Here is a 15221-nt window from a genome sequence, read left to right as displayed (position 1 = left end):
TCTTTAGACGGATCCTGGACTACGGGCTGAAGAGCATCTGGCATATAAGACGGCAGGTATTGCTGTCGAGGTGTAGGCCGGGCAAACTCGCGCCGCCCGGCATTCTCACAGGAGATTACTCCCCTTCCCCCGGGAACAGGAACGGGTTGATCGAGCTGCGGGCAAAGCCCTCCTGCTCCATCTTCGCGTCCAGAATCAGCGAGGCGAGATCGTCGGCCACCGCTTCGACTTTCGGGTCTTTTTCCTGATACAGAATCTTCAGGTAAGTCCCGCAGTCGCCGCAGCTTTCGGCTTTCACCGCCGCGTCTTCGTTTTCCAGCGACCAGTAGTTCAGATCGCGGGTCTGCTCGCAGTTGCTGCACTTCACGCGCACCACGTGCCATTCGGTTTCACACAGGTTGCAGTGCAGGTAGCGCAGCCCCTGTGTCGTACCAATCTGTACCATGCTGGAGACCGGCATTGAACCACACACCGGACAGAACTGGCGCGCTTCGCCGTATTCGGCGCGGGCTTTGCCTGGGATCAGGCTCGCCATTTGCGCCCAGTAGAGCGACAGCGCAGCCCAGATGAACGGCGCTTTATCGCTGCTCACCAGCGAGAAGTCGGAGGCAAACAGCGCGCTCGCCATCTCTTCCAGCTCTTGCTCTGAGGCTTTTTCCAGGTTCTCAATGACCGCCAGCGCCGTGCCGCTCATCTCGGGCTTCAGCTCGGCAATCAGCGAATGCAGCAGCTTATGCCAGTGCTTGTCGCGCGGCAGAACGTGAATGTCCAGCGGCGGCTTGCCTTGTTCGTTGGCTTCTTTGATGCGTGCGGTCAGGTCCATTTGCAGCGGATGGTCGTACAGCACCACTTCCTGCGCATGGGCGACCAGCGCGGCAAAACGCAGAAAATCGCCCAGCGGGTTGTTCTCTGCCAGCTCGCGCAGACGCTCTGCGCGGCGGTTGTAGAGGTTCTTGAGTCTGGGGAATAACAACGGCGGAATATACTCCGCCGTACGTTTCTCGCTCGACCCCAGCTCATCTTGCGGGATTATGCGAATACTCATTCAGATGACTTTTCCTGTTTCTGGCGGACTTCACGGTACCAGCGCGGGTGATGTTTCTTCGCCCACGTTTTGGTGACCCAGCCTTCCACCATCGCGGTAATGGTGCCTTTCACCCAAAGGGCGGCGTAAATATGCACCATGATAACCACAATTAACGCTACTGCGGCAAATGAATGCAGCATCAGCGCGAATCGGATCACCGGGATTGAGAAAGCAGGCGCAAAGTACGGACGCCAGATGATCACGCCGCTCACCAGCAACAGGACCAGGAAGATAATCGCCGCCCAGAATACGCATTTCTGGCCGAAGTTATAACGCCCGGTATCACCCACTTCCTCGTTGACGACGATCTTACGAATATTCTTCGCCCAAAAGATATCATCCCGATTGATTAGGTTATGGTGCCAGTAACGGAAAAACATGATGATGAACGACGCGAACATGATGACGCCCACAAACGGGTGCAGTATACGCGCCAGCTGTGGTGTCCCCATGATCTGCATCAGCCAGTTGAAGGACGGGAAGAAGAACCCCAGCCCGCTTATCGCCGCCAGCATGAAGCAGAAGGCGGTGACCCAGTGGTTGATGCGTTCCGGCGCGGTGTAGCGCACGATGGTGTCACGTTTTCTCATTTGCGCACCTCGTCTTTCTCTTCATGCAGGTTGTCGTCTTCCTCTTCCGCACGGTTCGGACCAACGCCGACGTAGTGGAAGATGCTCGCTGCGAAGGTGGCCGCAAAACCGACCGCGGCCAGCGGTTTCCAGATGCCTTTCCAGAACTTCACGGTCGCGCTGATTTCCGGGTTCTCCGGCAGGCCGTGATACAGGTTCGGCTTGTCGGCGTGGTGCAGCACGTACATCACGTGCGTACCGCCAACCCCGGCCGGATCGTACAGGCCCGCGTTATCGTAACCACGAGTTTTCAGCTCGCCCACGCGCTCTGCCGCCAGCGTTTTCATATCCTCTTTGGAGCCAAAGTGGATAGCGCCGGTTGGACAGGTCTTCACGCACGCTGGCTCCTGGCCGACATTTACGCGGTCAACGCACAGCGTACATTTGTAGACGCGGTTGTCTTCCGGGTTCAGGCGCGGCACGTCAAACGGACAGCCCGCGATGCAGTAGCCGCAGCCAATGCACTGCTCGGACTGGAAGTCGACGATGCCGTTGGCATACTGAATGATAGCCCCTTCTGACGGACACGCCTTCAGGCAGCCCGGATCCGCACAGTGCATACAGCCGTCTTTGCGAATAAGCCATTCCAGCTTGTCGTTCTGCTCCACTTCCGAGAAACGCATTACCGTCCAGGACTTGGCGGTCAGGTCCGCCGGGTTGTCGTACACCCCGACGTTGTGACCCACTTCGTCACGGATGTCGTTCCACTCAGAGCAGGCCACCTGACAGGCTTTACAGCCGATACAGGTGGTCACGTCGATAAGCTTCGCCACTTCCTGCTGGTGGTCCCGCGCCTGAGGCGCGGGCGTGAAACCGTTAGTCGCGGAACGACGGATAATGTCTTGAGATTGATAAGCCATAAGTCGTCTCCGTTACACCTTTTCCACGTTCACGAGGAAGGCCTTAAACTCCGGCGTCTGCGTGTTCGCATCACCGACGAACGGCGTCAGGGTGTTCGCAATGAACCCTTTCTTCGCCACGCCCTCATAACCCCAGTGAATCGGGATGCCGATGGTATCCACCTGCTGACCGTGAACGTTCAGCGTGCGAATACGCTTGGTCACCACCGCCTTGGCTTTGATGTAGCCGCGGTTAGAGGAGACCTTCACGGTATCGCCATGGGCAATGCCGAGTTTGTTCGCCAGCTTCTCGCCGATCTCCACAAACTGTTCCGGCTGCGCGATGGCATTCAGCAGCGCGTGCTTGGTCCAGTAGTGGAAGTGTTCGGTCAGACGGTAAGTGGTGCCGACATACGGGAACTTGTCCTTTTTACCCAGCGCTTCAAAATCGCTCTTGAAGATACGGGCTGCCGGGTTAGAGACCACGTTCGGGTGCAGCGGGTTAGTACCCAGCGGCGTCTCAAACGGCTCGTAGTGTTCCGGGAATGGCCCTTCCGCCATCTTATCGATAGCAAACAGACGGCCCATCCCTTCAGGCTGCATGATAAACGGCCCGACATCGCTGCCTGGTGCGGCAGTGCTGTAGTCCGGAATATCCACGCCGCCCCATTTCGCGCCGTCCCACTTCAGAAGCTGACGCTTCGGATCCCACGGGTTGCCCTGCGGATCAGCGGAGGCACGGTTATAGAGGATGCGGCGGTTAAGCGGCCACGCCCATGCCCAGCCCAGCGTATTACCGAGGCCCGACGGGTCGGCGTTATCGCGGTTGGCCATCTGGTTGCCTTTCGGCGTCCAGCTCCCGGCAAAGATCCAGCAGCCGCTTGACGTCGTACCGTCATCGCGCAGGTGCGCGAAGGTGCTGAGCTGATCGCCTTTCTTCGCCAGCACCGCACCGGTCGCCGGGTCGATAACGTCCGCCAGCGCTTTACCGTTGCTCTCCATGGCCACTTCTTCCGGCGCTGGGTTTTCCGGCGTCGAGTAGTTCCAGGTCATGTTCAGTACTGGCTCAGGCGTTGCGCCGCCCTCAGAGGCGTACATCTTACGCAGGCGTAAGAAGATGCCGGCCAGGATCTCGCCGTCGTTCAGGGCGATGCCCGGGGCGTCTGCGCCTTTCCAGTGCCACTGCAACCAGCGGCCGGAGTTGACGATAGACCCGTTCTCTTCCGCGAAGCAGGTGGACGGCAGACGGAACACTTCGGTCTGAATCTTCGACGGATCGACGTCGTTCGACTCACCGTGGTTCTGCCAGAACGTCGACGTTTCGGTATTGAGCGGGTCAATCGTCACCAGGAACTTCAGCTTCGACAGAGACTCGACAACCTTGTTCTTGTTCGGGAACGATGCCACCGGGTTAAAGCCCTGGCAGATATAGCCGTTGACCTGGCCCTGGTGCATCATTTCGAAGTACTGAAGTACGTCGTAACCTTTGTCCCACTTCGGCAGCCAGTCAAAGCCCCAGCTGTTTTCCGCCGTCGCCTTGTCGCCGTAGAAGGCTTTCATCAGCGAGACGAAGAACTTCGGATAGTTGCCCCAGTAGTTCACCTGGCCTTCGAGCAGCGGTTTTGGCGTGCTGGCCGTCAGGTAGGTTTGCAGGTCAGTCTGTTTCTCGCTCGGCAGGTTCATGTAACCCGTCAGGCTCTGAGACAGCAGGCCGAGGTCGGTCAGACCCTGAATGTTGGAGTGACCGCGCAGGGCGTTCACGCCGCCGCCTGCCATCCCCATGTTGCCGAGGAGCAGCTGAACCATCGCCATGGTGCGGATGTTCTGCGCGCCGATGGAGTGCTGCGTCCAGCCGAGCGCATACAGGAACGACGCGGTTTTATCTTTCGCGCTGGTTTCCGCAATCAACTCGCACACCTTCAGGAAATCCGCTTTCGGCGTCCCACAGATGTTTTCGACAACCTCCGGCGTGTAGCGGGAAACGTGCTCTTTCAGCAGGTTCCACACGCAGCGGGGGTGTTGCAGGGTGGTGTCGCGCTTCGCAAAGCCGTTTTCGTCCAGCTCGTAGTTCCAGCTGGTTTTATCGTATTTGCGTTTTTCGGCGTCGTAACCGCTGAACAGGCCATCGTCGAAGCTGTAATCCTCACGCACGATCAGGCTGGCGTTGGTATAGGCTTCGGTGTACTCGCGGTTATATTTTTCGTTGGTCATCAGGTACAGCAGTACGCCTGACAGGAAAGTGATGTCAGTACCTGAACGAATCGGGGTGTAGAAATCCGCCACTGACGCTGTACGCGTAAAGCGGGGATCGATCACAATCAGCTTCGCGCCGTTGTGGATTTTGGCTTCCATCGCCCAGCGGAACCCGACAGGGTGCGCTTCAGCGGCGTTACCGCCCATCACCACAATAAGGTTGGCGTTCTTGATGTCGACCCAGTGGTTGGTCATCGCACCGCGACCAAATGTTGGAGCAAGACTTGCTACCGTTGGTCCGTGTCAGACACGCGCCTGGTTGTCGACCGCGAGCATACCGAGTGCGCGCGTAAATTTCTGGGTTAAATAGCCGGTTTCGTTACTGGACGCTGAAGCACACAGCATGCCGGTGGAGAGCCAACGGTTAACGGTGGTGCCTTCGGCATTCTTCGCGATAAAGTTGGCATCGCGGTCTTCTTTCATCAGCTTAGCGATGCGATCGAACGCTTCTTCCCAGCTGATTTGCTGCCATTTGTCAGAGCCGGGAGCGCGATACTCAGGAAACTTCAGGCGGCTTTCGGAGTGGATAAAATCTACCAGACCGGCCCCTTTCGGACAGAGTGCACCACGGTTTACCGGGTGATCCGGATCGCCTTCGATGTGGAAAATAGATGCTTTGGCGTTTTTCGCACCGTCGCCGAGGCTATACATTAACAGCCCACAGCCGACGGAGCAGTACGTACAGGTGTTACGGGTTTCGCGGGTGCGCAGCAGTTTATACTGCCGTGTTTCCGCCAGCGCTACACCGGGCGCAAAGCCCAGTGCCGCCGCCGTGGTGCCTGCCATACCGCCAGCGCAGATCTTAAAGAACTGCCTTCTGCTGACCTGCATGGGTCACTCCTTGGTTCATTACGACATTGCTATGTAGTTTTACTTTGCGGTTGAGAATTAACCGCAAAGGAGAAAAATTTGCGTTAATCCCTCATTTCTCCGAGGGATAAGCCCAGAATACCACAATGTCGGTACGCCTGTTCCAACGGGGTTAAAACAAAGTGAACGTATTATCACGGCATTGATTATAAAATGTGATATCAACCACATTTTACCCTGTGCATGTTAAAGAGGTGTAGCAGGTGATCGGTTGCACCCCTCCGTATTGAGTAGGAGAATGGTTGCTGAAAAGTTGATCCATACTATGCGTAAGGCCTGCCGTTTGTGTTGCAATAGCAGGCTCACTTCCGTGGTTGTTCAGGAATACCGTTGTGTCTAAACAAAACCGTGTTGCCCACGCGTCGCCACTGCCTGCGGGTATTGTGGAACTGTCGGTACACAGACCGCCTCACATTTCACATGCCACGCCGGATTTTCTGGCGGAAGAGGTCCCCGTTGCCCTGGTTTACAACGGTATTTCGCATGTGGTGATGATGGCCTCGCCGAAAGATCTGGAGCTGTTCGCCATAGGTTTTTCCCTCTCGGAAGGCATCATTGCGCATCCGCAGGAGATCTACGGCATGGATGTGGTTCATGCCTGTAATGGTCTTGAAGTGCAAATCGAACTCTCCAGCCGCCGCTTTATGGGGCTGAAAGAGCGCCGCCGGGCGCTGGCCGGACGTACCGGCTGCGGCGTGTGCGGCGTTGAACAGCTTAACGATATCGGCAAACCCATTATCCCGCTGCCGTTCACCCAGACGTTCAATCTGGCGCACCTTGATCGGGCGCTTGAGCACCTGAACGACGTGCAACCCATCGGTCAGCTCAGCGGCTGTACCCACGCGGCGGCATGGATATTGCCGTCAGGCAACATTGCCGGCGGTCATGAAGATGTGGGCCGCCACGTCGCGCTGGATAAGCTGTTAGGTCGCCGCGCTCGGGAAAGCAACGTCTGGCAGCAGGGCGCGGCGTTAGTCTCCAGCCGCGCCAGCTATGAGATGGTGCAAAAGTCCGCCATGTGCGGCGTGGAAATTCTGTTTGCGGTGTCAGCGGCAACCACGCTGGCGGTGGAAGTGGCGGAGCGCTGCAACCTGACGCTGGTGGGGTTCTGCAAGCCGGGTAGAGCAACTATTTACACCCATCCGCAGCGATTGATAGTTGATCAGTAATTTTGAATGAGTATAGCAAATCCTTCCGCTTTTAGTTGTTCATGATGAGGTCTAATATTTATCTCATCAAGGCACGGCGCCTTATCTAAACAACTTAACGAAAGGGTTTACCTCATGAAAAGCATCAAAACTTTTGTCGCAGTAATCGCTCTGGCTACCTCTTTTGGTTCTTTCGCTGCGCAGACAGTGACCGCATCCGCCTCTACCCTGGATGGTGCAGAAGCTAAAATCGCTGCACAGGCTCAGGAAGCGGGCGCGTCATCGTACAAAATTACCCAGGCATTCACCGGTAACCGCGTACACATGACCGCTGAACTGAACAAATAATTCCGCTATACCGTCGAAAGAGCGCCCCTGGGGCGCTTTTTAGTTTATGCCTGCCAGACGCAGCAGTGCGGTCACCACCGCCGCCGCGACGATCACCACAATTAACGGCATTTTGCGCCAGGCCAGAAACACCGCGAACCCCACGCCCAGCACACGTGCCATCCCGGCAAAATGGTCCCCTTCATAAAACGTTGTCGCCAGCGCGACGGAGAACAGCAAAACGGTAGCCGCGTCTGAAAGCAGCGCCTGCGACCGTTCTGAAAGCGCCAGCCGGTTGCCAAGCTTCGCTCCGCCAAGACGCATCAGATAGGTTCCGGCAGAAAGAATGGCGATGCCGAGAATAAAGACCGTCATGTTTTCCATTATTTTTTCCTCGCGGCAAGGCCGAGCAAAGAGAGCAGCACCGGCAGACCCACCGGCGCAAACGGTACGGCGGCCAGCGACAACACTGCGCCGCTACAGGCGCGGATCAGCGTGGTACGGTTTTTAAATGCCGGCACCACTAACGCCAGCAGGATCGCCGGGAACACCGCGTCCAGCCCGATGGTTTCCGGGTCTGGCAGCAGCTTGCCGACCATCGCCCCCAGTACCGCCCCCAGCGGCCAGATAATTGCCACGCCCAGGCCGCACAGCCAGTAGGCCGCTTTACGCTGCTCGGCGGTTTTTTGCGAAAGGCCGAACACCACGCTTTCATCGTTCATAATATGACAGCCCAGAAAGCTCAGGCCGCGCTTGCCCACCAGGTCACGCACCGTTACGCCGAACGGCACATGGCGCGCGTTTACCAGTAAACCGGCCGCGGCCGCTGCCAGCGGATTGCCGCCGCTTGCCACGATGCCAATAAACATAAACTCGGATGCGCCTGCCAGCACCGTGAGGGAGAGGACAAACGGCACCCACAGCGGGAAACCGTAGGCCATCGCCAGTGAGCCATAAGACATGCCGACTACGCCCACCGCGAGGCAGACCAGGACGATCGCTTTTATCGTGTCGCCTTTCAGACAGGAGAGGTGTTTCTTCATACCATTTTAGCCATATCGAACGTATTTCCATTATAATGAACGCATCAGAAACGTTTTACAAGACGAACGATTCGTTCGTTATAGAGAGAAAGAGGCCGTTATTATGACGCAGCCAATCAGCGTGATCGCCAAAAGCCTGGTACGAGAACGCCTGCGAACCGGGCTCTCACTGGCGGAAATTGCCCGCCGTGCCGGGATCGCCAAATCCACGCTTTCACAACTGGAGTCTGGCAACGGCAATCCTAGCCTGGAAACGCTGTGGTCGCTTTGCGTGGCGCTGGATATTCCGTTTGCCCGGTTACTGGAGCCGCAGCAACCCGTCACGCAGGTGATCCGCCGCGGCGAGGGCACAAAAGTCGTCGCCGGGCAGGCGAACTACGAGGCGATTTTGCTCGCGGCGTGTCCGCCGGGCGCGCGTCGTGATATCTATCTGCTGCTGACTCAGCCGGGGGCAGACCGTATTTCCCAGCCCCATCCGCCTGGTTCGGTTGAGCATATTATCGTGACCCAGGGGCGGGCGATGGTCGGTCTGATCGACGCGGCGGAAGAACTCGGCCCGGGAGATTACATTTGCTACCCTGCTGACCAGCCGCATATCTTTAAGGCGCTGGAGCCCGATACGCACGCGCTGCTGGTGGCGGAACAAAACTAAAGAAGATACGGAAAATCATGTCGCTTAAAGCCATTGCCAAAGAACTGGGGCTGTCTGTTACCACCGTCAGCCGCGCCCTCAACGGATATGACGACGTTTCTGCTGAGACGCGCGCCCGCGTGGAAGCGGAGGCCCAGCGCCGTGGCTACCGACCAAATACCTTTGCCCGTCGCCTGAAGATGGGCAAAATCGACGCCGTCGGGCTGGTATTTCCGGTGCATCCTGTTCCGCTCAATAACAGCGTTTTTATGGACATGGTCGGCGAAATTAGCCACGAACTGGCGCGACATGAGATTGACCTGCTGCTCATCGCTGACGACGATCTGGCGGACAAACACAGCTATATGCGCATGGTGCAGAGCCGACGCGTGGATGCGCTGATAGTGGCGCATACGCTGGATCACGATCCGCGTCTTGAGCAGCTTCAGGCCGCCGGGTTTCCGTTCCTGGCGCTCGGCCGCAGCCAGCTCCCGCAGCCGTACGCGTGGTTCGATTTCGACAACTATGCCGGTACGTATCAGGCCACCCGCTGGCTGATCGAGAAAGGCCATCAGCGCATTGCGCTGCTGGGCGAAAGCAACAACCAGGCATTCATCACCCAGCGCCGCCAGGGCTACCTGGACGCGCTGCGGGAAGCCGGACTTTCCAGCGAATGGCTGCGCGCCATGCCTCCTTCGCGCCGCGTGGGTTATGCCACCACGCAAGAACTTCTCTCCCTGCCGCAGCCGCCCACGGCCATCATTACCGACTGCAACACCCACGGCGACGGCGCAGCGATGGCCCTGGCGCAGATGGGACGCTTAACCGGTGAAAATGCCGTCTCGCTGGTGGTCTATGACGGCTTACCGCAGGACAGCATTGTCGATATCGACGTCGCGGCGGTGATCCAGTCTACCCGTCAGGGCGTCGGGAAACAGATTGCCGATATGGTGCGCCAGTTGATTAACGGCGACGACATTGACACCCTTCAGGTGCTCTGGCAGCCAGAATTCTCCCCAGGCCAGACGGCCTAATCACACCAAAAATTCCAAACCCGATCACAGATCCGAAACGTTTTGGTTTGTATCCGAAACGTTTCGGATCAAAACTCAGGACATCCCGATGACAGGAGATGTCCGATGCAAGATGCCATTTTTCGACTTGAAAGCAATACGGTTGACGTGGTGCTAAAAACTCACCCGTTCGCCGAAATTCTCTACTGGGGGCCGCACCTTCAGCACTTCTCGCCGCAGGATGTCCTGAGTATTGCGCGCCCGGTTGCTAACGGCAGGCTGGACGTCGACTCCCCCGTCACGCTGATGGCAGAGCTGGGGCATGGGCTGTTTGGCTCGCCGGGCATCGAGGGGCATCGTCAGGGGCTGGACGGATCGCCGGTATTTAAAACCACGCAGGTGCAGCAGGCGTTAAACGCCCTGACAATCACTGCTGAAGACGAGCATGCAGGCTTGCGCCTGACCAGTGAAATAACGCTGGATGCCAGCGGCGTACTGGTGGTGCGCCATGGGTTAACCAACCTGAAAACGCTGGCGTGGCAGGTGGATCGCTTTGCCGTTACGCTGCCGGTGGCCGAACGCGCGCAGGAGGTGATGGCCTTCCACGGACGCTGGATCAGGGAGTTTCAGCCGCACCGCGTTACGCTTGAGCACGACAGCTTCGTGATTGAAAACCGCCGGGGTAAAACCTCCCACGAACATTTCCCGGCACTGATTTCAGGTACGCCGTCATTCAGTGAAATGCACGGCCACGTCTGGGGTGTGCATCTGGGCTGGAGCGGCAACCATCGCCTGCGCGCAGAGGCGAAAACCGATGGCCGCCGCTATATGCAGGCCGAAGCGCTCTACCTGCCGGGTGAAATGGCGATTGAAGAGGGGGAAACGCTCTGGACGCCGCGCCTGTATGCCAGCCACTCCCCGCACGGGCTGAACGGCATGAGCCAGCAGTTCCACCGCTACCTGCGCGATAACGTTATCCGCTTCCCGGAAGATAAACCGCGCCCGGTGCATCTCAACACCTGGGAGGGGATCTACTTCGACCACGATCCGGACTACATCATGCGCATGGCCGACGAGGCCGCAGCGCTGGGCGTGGAGCGCTTTATCATTGACGACGGCTGGTTCAAAGGCCGCAACGACGACCACGCCGCGCTGGGCGACTGGTATCTGGACGAGAAAAAATACCCGAACGGCCTTAAGCCGGTGATCGATCACGTTAAACAGCTCGGCATGGAGTTTGGTATCTGGGTTGAGCCGGAGATGATTAACCCGGATTCCGATCTGTACCGCGCGCACCCTGACTGGGTGCTGGCGCTGCCGGGCTACGCCCAGGCGACCGGGCGACATCAGCTGGTGCTCAATCTTAATATTCCTCAGGCCTTTGATTATCTGGTCGAGCGCATGAGCTGGCTGCTGGGTGAACACGCGGTCGACTACGTGAAATGGGACATGAACCGCGAGCTGGTGCAGCCAGGGCACAAGGGCAAAGCCGCCGCCGATGCCCAGACGCGCCAGTTTTATCGCCTGCTGGACGTGCTGGGCGAGCGTTTCCCGCACATTGAGTTTGAATCCTGCTCCTCCGGCGGCGGGCGAATCGATTATGAAGTGCTGACCCGCTGCCACCGCTTCTGGGCGTCCGACAATAACGACGCGCTGGAGCGCAACACTATCCAGCGCGGCATGAGCTACTTCTTCCCGCCGGAGGTGATGGGGGCGCATATAGGTCATCATAAGTGTCACGCTACCTTCCGCCAGCACAGCATTCAGTTCCGCGGGCTGACGGCGCTGTTTGGTCACATGGGGCTGGAGCTGGATCCGCTCACCGTCGTCGCGCAGGAGCGTGAAGGCTATCGACATTACGCCGCGCTGTATAAGCGGTGGCGCGAGGTCATTCATCACGGCACCCAGTGGCGCGTGGATATGCCGGACGCCACCACCCTGGCGCAGGGTATAGTGAGCGAAGACAAGACGCAGGGGCTGTTTTTGGTCAGCCAGCTCGCGATGGCGGATTACACCCTGATGATGCCGCTGCGCATGCCGGGGTTAGACGCCAGCGCGCAGTACCGCATCACGCTGCTCGATCACCCGAACATTCAGATTACGGGCGAGGGCGGGCACACCATGCGCAAGCTGCCGGCGTGGATGGACGCGCCGCAAACGGTAAGCGGTGAATGGCTGATGCAGGCGGGTATTGCGCTGCCGATTCTGGATCCGGAAACCACCATTCTGATTGGTGTGGAACGCGTGTAAGGGTGACGGGCCGGGCAACCGGCCCTCCGTTGAGGATAAAAATAATGAACACAACAACCTGTACCCACAAAAACAACCCTAACTTCTGGATCTTCGGGCTGTTCTTCTTTCTCTACTTCTTCATCATGGCCACCTGTTTTCCGTTCCTGCCGATCTGGCTGTCGGACATCATCGGCCTGAACAAAACCCATACGGGGATTGTTTTCTCCTGCATCTCGCTGTCGGCCATTGCCTTCCAGCCGGTGCTAGGGGTCATTTCGGACAAGCTGGGGCTGAAAAAACATTTGCTTTGGATCATTTCGGTGCTGCTGTTCCTGTTCGCGCCGTTCTTCCTGTACGTCTTCGCCCCGCTGCTGAAAACCAATATCTGGCTGGGGGCGCTGAGCGGTGGGTTGTATATCGGCTTTGTCTTCTCAGCGGGTTCGGGGGCGATTGAGGCCTACATTGAACGCGTGAGCCGCAACAGCTTTTTTGAGTACGGCAAGGCGCGCATGTTCGGCTGTCTCGGCTGGGGGCTGTGCGCCTCAACGGGCGGCATCCTGTTCGGCATCGATCCGTCGTATGTTTTCTGGATGGGGTCGGCGGCAGCGCTGTTGCTAATGCTGCTGCTGGTGGTCGCGAAACCGAAGCCCAACCAGACGGCGCAGGTAATGAACGCCCTGGGCGCGAATCAGCCGCAGATCACTGCCAAAACCGTGTTCAACCTGTTCCGCCAGCGCAGAATGTGGATGTTCATCCTGTACGTGATTGGCGTGGCCTGCGTATATGACGTCTTCGACCAGCAGTTTGCTACCTTCTTCAAAACCTTCTTCGCCACGCCGCAGGAGGGGACCCGCGCCTTTGGTTTCGCCACCACAGCGGGGGAAATCTGTAACGCGATCATCATGTTCTGCTCGCCGTGGATCATTAACCGCATCGGTGCGAAAAACACGCTGCTGATTGCCGGGGTGATCATGGCGACGCGCATTATCGGATCGTCGTTTGCCACCACCGCCGTGGAGGTGATTGCCCTGAAGATGCTGCACGCGCTGGAAGTCCCGTTCCTGCTGGTGGGGGCATTCAAGTACATCACCGGGGTGTTTGATACGCGCCTGTCGGCCACCATCTACCTGATTGGCTTCCAGTTTGCCAAACAGTCGGCGGCGATCTTCCTCTCCGCCTTTGCCGGAAATATGTATGACCGGGTCGGCTTCCAGGAGACGTATCTGATACTGGGCTGTTTCGTGCTGGCGATCACGGTGGTGTCGGCGTTTACGCTGAGTGGCAGGCGGGAGATTGCTGCTAGCAGGGGCGCGGTGGAGGTGAATTAGGGAAGGGTGCTGCCGCGAATGCGGCAGCATGACTTAGGCTTCAGGCATCTCCATTGAGCGGATCGCAAAAAAGTCCTGCGAAATACCCGCCCCTTTGTCGACCGTCTGCAGATCGTGAACGAACCATGCGTATATTTCTGGCGGTGCGGTATCCAGGGGTAATGGCCGGGGCTTACCGAGATTTGCCGCGTGGAAGTATTCCAGAAACCGCTTCGCACGCCACAGCGCGGGTCCATATACGTTTGGAACGATATCCCTGCGTTTGTCCCTGGGGTCCTGTTCCATACTGTTTCGCATTCTTATGGCGGCATCCTTCACGTCATCAAGCCAGCCCCAGTTTTGCTGCAATACGGCCAGTTCACTGGCGTACTGCTCGGCGGTCTCTTTCGCCTCCTGCGTGATGCCAGCAAACCCTGCCGATGCGCCAGCTGCGGCCAGCGTATCACCGCGATGTTTTTCATATTTCATGCATTCCGTGCGGTACTGATAGTACTGACGGCCCAGCCAGTCGATATAGCTGTCCAGATGACGGTTCTGGCATGCGGTGCTTAATGAAGTAAAGGGTAGTGCGCTCTGGTACGCCTCTGCCCACTGCAGGACGGACTGGTTTTTGACGTTGTCCTGGACGATGAAATACTCGGCAACAACAGGGTTGCTTTCATTTAACGACTGAAAATCAGGGAAAGGCACGCCCGCCATGGCCGCCTCACGGTACATCCTGTGGAGCGCCACGCGACAAAGCTCCGCACTGGGCTTCTGTTCGTCAGGTTTCAGGCCCCCGCCGATATCCTCCGCGCATCCGGGATAGAGTTCTTCCTTGTGCGCCGGGTTATTGCCGGTGCGGTACAGGCAGCGCCAGACGCGGGTTTCATGGGCGGCAACCAGATGCAGGCTTTTCTTTACCGACTCAGGCAAGGGGGTATCCTGGTCGATGGACTTGTCTCCCAGCAACACGCTAATCCCTTTTATCGGCCCGCCAAACGCAGAGATAAAGTAATCCACGCCGTTGTTGTTGCTGGCCGACGTGCGTCGCGAGCAGTCAAACAGGCCGGTAAAGACGATATCGACGGGTATGCCCTGGTAGGTGTATTTATCCCCCTCTTTCTTACAGATATCTTTCAGCAGACTGTCCAGGAATTTACGTGCCAGGGTAGCGCCGAGGTCAAAACCGAAAAGGGAGACAGAAATGAGTTTAACGGGGACCGGGCTTTTTTTAACGGCTTCTTTGTATCCCTCTTCAAACGTTATTTTGGTCGATACAATACGGGTATCGGCGCCAGTCACCAGCATATCCGCTATTGTGGGGTTATCGCGCAGCCAGGGGGTGGCTTCGATACTGACTTTTTTGGCCGCATTTTTTGCAGTGTCGAAGGCCAGATATTTCCATTCCACAGGGTTAAGGAGTTTCTTACCCTGATGTTTTAAAATCTCGTACCAGCTGTTGCCTTTTAAAAAATCCACACCCGATTCTTTGGCCATTTCACCGGGCTGATCTTTTAAATTATCCGTTATGCTGTCCAGGCCGCCATCCATGATGGTGTGAAGCTTTTCAGCAATGGTTTCATGGAAAGGGGTACCCAGGCCAGAAATGTAAAACTTTGAGTAGTACTCTTTACTTGTTTTTTGCGCATCATCAGGAAATGCACGAAACAAACGAGCAATATTGCTAAGTCGACGTTCTGCTGCGTCCTGTTCTATATTCCTGTGAATACCGTCAAAGAAGAAGCCAACATGCCATATCCGCGAACAGTTCCCTAAACCAGCATCTTCTGCCTGCTGGGCCCGATTTGCCGCGGCGATAAGGCTTTCAATATCCATATA

Annotated in this window: 13 protein-coding genes; 6 read left to right on the top strand and 7 right to left on the bottom strand. The window is 57.3% G+C overall.

Annotation, left to right across the window (positions count from 1 at the left end):
- Nucleotides 1-115: 115 nt before the first annotated feature.
- Genes fdhE through fdnG form a run of 4 tightly spaced genes read right to left on the bottom strand, consistent with a single transcriptional unit; the run spans nt 116 to nt 5639 of the window.
- Nucleotides 116-1045 carry a formate dehydrogenase accessory protein FdhE gene (gene fdhE, locus DD597_RS05650; RefSeq protein ID WP_023323896.1) on the bottom strand — a complete coding sequence of 310 codons (930 nt, stop codon included), beginning with the start codon at nt 1043-1045 and terminating at the stop codon, nt 116-118.
- Entirely contained in the window at nt 1042-1677 is a 636-nt protein-coding gene (fdoI, locus tag DD597_RS05645; RefSeq protein WP_003861958.1) for a formate dehydrogenase cytochrome b556 subunit, read from the bottom strand. The genes fdhE and fdoI overlap by 4 nt, the downstream gene beginning before the upstream one ends.
- Complete coding sequence (gene fdxH / locus DD597_RS05640; protein ID WP_014072386.1) at nt 1674-2576, bottom strand: formate dehydrogenase subunit beta; 903 nt, start codon at nt 2574-2576, stop codon at nt 1674-1676. The genes fdoI and fdxH overlap by 4 nt, the downstream gene beginning before the upstream one ends.
- A gap of 12 nt (nt 2577-2588) precedes the next feature.
- On the bottom strand, nt 2589-5639 hold the full coding sequence (gene fdnG / locus DD597_RS05635) for a formate dehydrogenase-N subunit alpha (RefSeq protein ID WP_086623598.1): 3051 nt from the start codon (nt 5637-5639) through the stop codon (nt 2589-2591).
- A gap of 371 nt (nt 5640-6010) precedes the next feature.
- Between fdnG and fdhD the strand changes: the two genes are divergently transcribed.
- Both fdhD and DD597_RS05620 read left to right on the top strand, forming a co-directional pair.
- On the top strand, nt 6011-6847 hold the full coding sequence (gene fdhD, locus DD597_RS05625; protein ID WP_003861964.1) for a formate dehydrogenase accessory sulfurtransferase FdhD: 837 nt from the start codon (nt 6011-6013) through the stop codon (nt 6845-6847).
- 114 nt (nt 6848-6961) lie between these two features.
- Nucleotides 6962-7174 (top strand): DUF1471 domain-containing protein, encoded by a 213-nt coding sequence (locus tag DD597_RS05620; protein ID WP_003861966.1) that lies wholly within the window; start codon nt 6962-6964, stop codon nt 7172-7174.
- A 39-nt stretch (nt 7175-7213) separates the two neighbouring features.
- Here DD597_RS05620 and DD597_RS05615 read toward each other — a convergent pair whose 3' ends face one another.
- Both DD597_RS05615 and DD597_RS05610 read right to left on the bottom strand, forming a co-directional pair.
- A complete protein-coding gene (locus DD597_RS05615; protein ID WP_003861969.1) occupies nt 7214-7537 on the bottom strand; it encodes an AzlD domain-containing protein in 324 nt (107 codons plus the stop codon).
- Nucleotides 7537-8196 (bottom strand): AzlC family ABC transporter permease, encoded by a 660-nt coding sequence (locus DD597_RS05610; protein ID WP_022652076.1) that lies wholly within the window; start codon nt 8194-8196, stop codon nt 7537-7539. Before DD597_RS05610 ends, DD597_RS05615 begins: the two co-directional genes overlap by 1 nt.
- Nucleotides 8197-8299: 103 nt before the next feature.
- Here DD597_RS05610 and DD597_RS05605 point away from each other — a divergent pair, with 103 nt between their 5' ends.
- The 4 genes from DD597_RS05605 to DD597_RS05590 all read left to right on the top strand — a co-directional run bounded on the left by DD597_RS05605 (nt 8300) and on the right by DD597_RS05590 (nt 13400).
- The gene (locus DD597_RS05605; RefSeq protein ID WP_003861973.1) at nt 8300-8848 is read left to right on the top strand and encodes a helix-turn-helix domain-containing protein; all 549 of its coding nucleotides are present in this window, start codon (nt 8300-8302) and stop codon (nt 8846-8848) included.
- A 17-nt stretch (nt 8849-8865) separates the two neighbouring features.
- A complete protein-coding gene (locus tag DD597_RS05600; RefSeq protein WP_003861974.1) occupies nt 8866-9861 on the top strand; it encodes a LacI family DNA-binding transcriptional regulator in 996 nt (331 codons plus the stop codon).
- 105 nt (nt 9862-9966) lie between these two features.
- On the top strand, nt 9967-12090 hold the full coding sequence (locus DD597_RS05595; protein ID WP_058662827.1) for an alpha-galactosidase: 2124 nt from the start codon (nt 9967-9969) through the stop codon (nt 12088-12090).
- Nucleotides 12091-12134: 44 nt separating this feature from the next.
- Nucleotides 12135-13400, top strand: a complete 1266-nt coding sequence (locus DD597_RS05590; RefSeq protein WP_063855754.1) for an MFS transporter — start codon at nt 12135-12137, stop codon at nt 13398-13400.
- A gap of 33 nt (nt 13401-13433) precedes the next feature.
- On the opposite strand, the gene DD597_RS05585 is transcribed toward DD597_RS05590, so the two are convergent.
- The gene (locus DD597_RS05585) at nt 13434-15218 is read right to left on the bottom strand and encodes a DUF2235 domain-containing protein (RefSeq protein ID WP_063855753.1); all 1785 of its coding nucleotides are present in this window, start codon (nt 15216-15218) and stop codon (nt 13434-13436) included.
- Nucleotides 15219-15221 lie beyond the last annotated feature (3 nt).

This window comes from Enterobacter cloacae complex sp. 677-3DZ2D5B (assembly GCF_004136695.1).
Taxonomy (GTDB): Bacteria; Pseudomonadota; Gammaproteobacteria; order Enterobacterales; family Enterobacteriaceae; genus Enterobacter; species Enterobacter hormaechei_C.
This window is presented reverse-complemented; position numbering and strand designations above follow the sequence as displayed.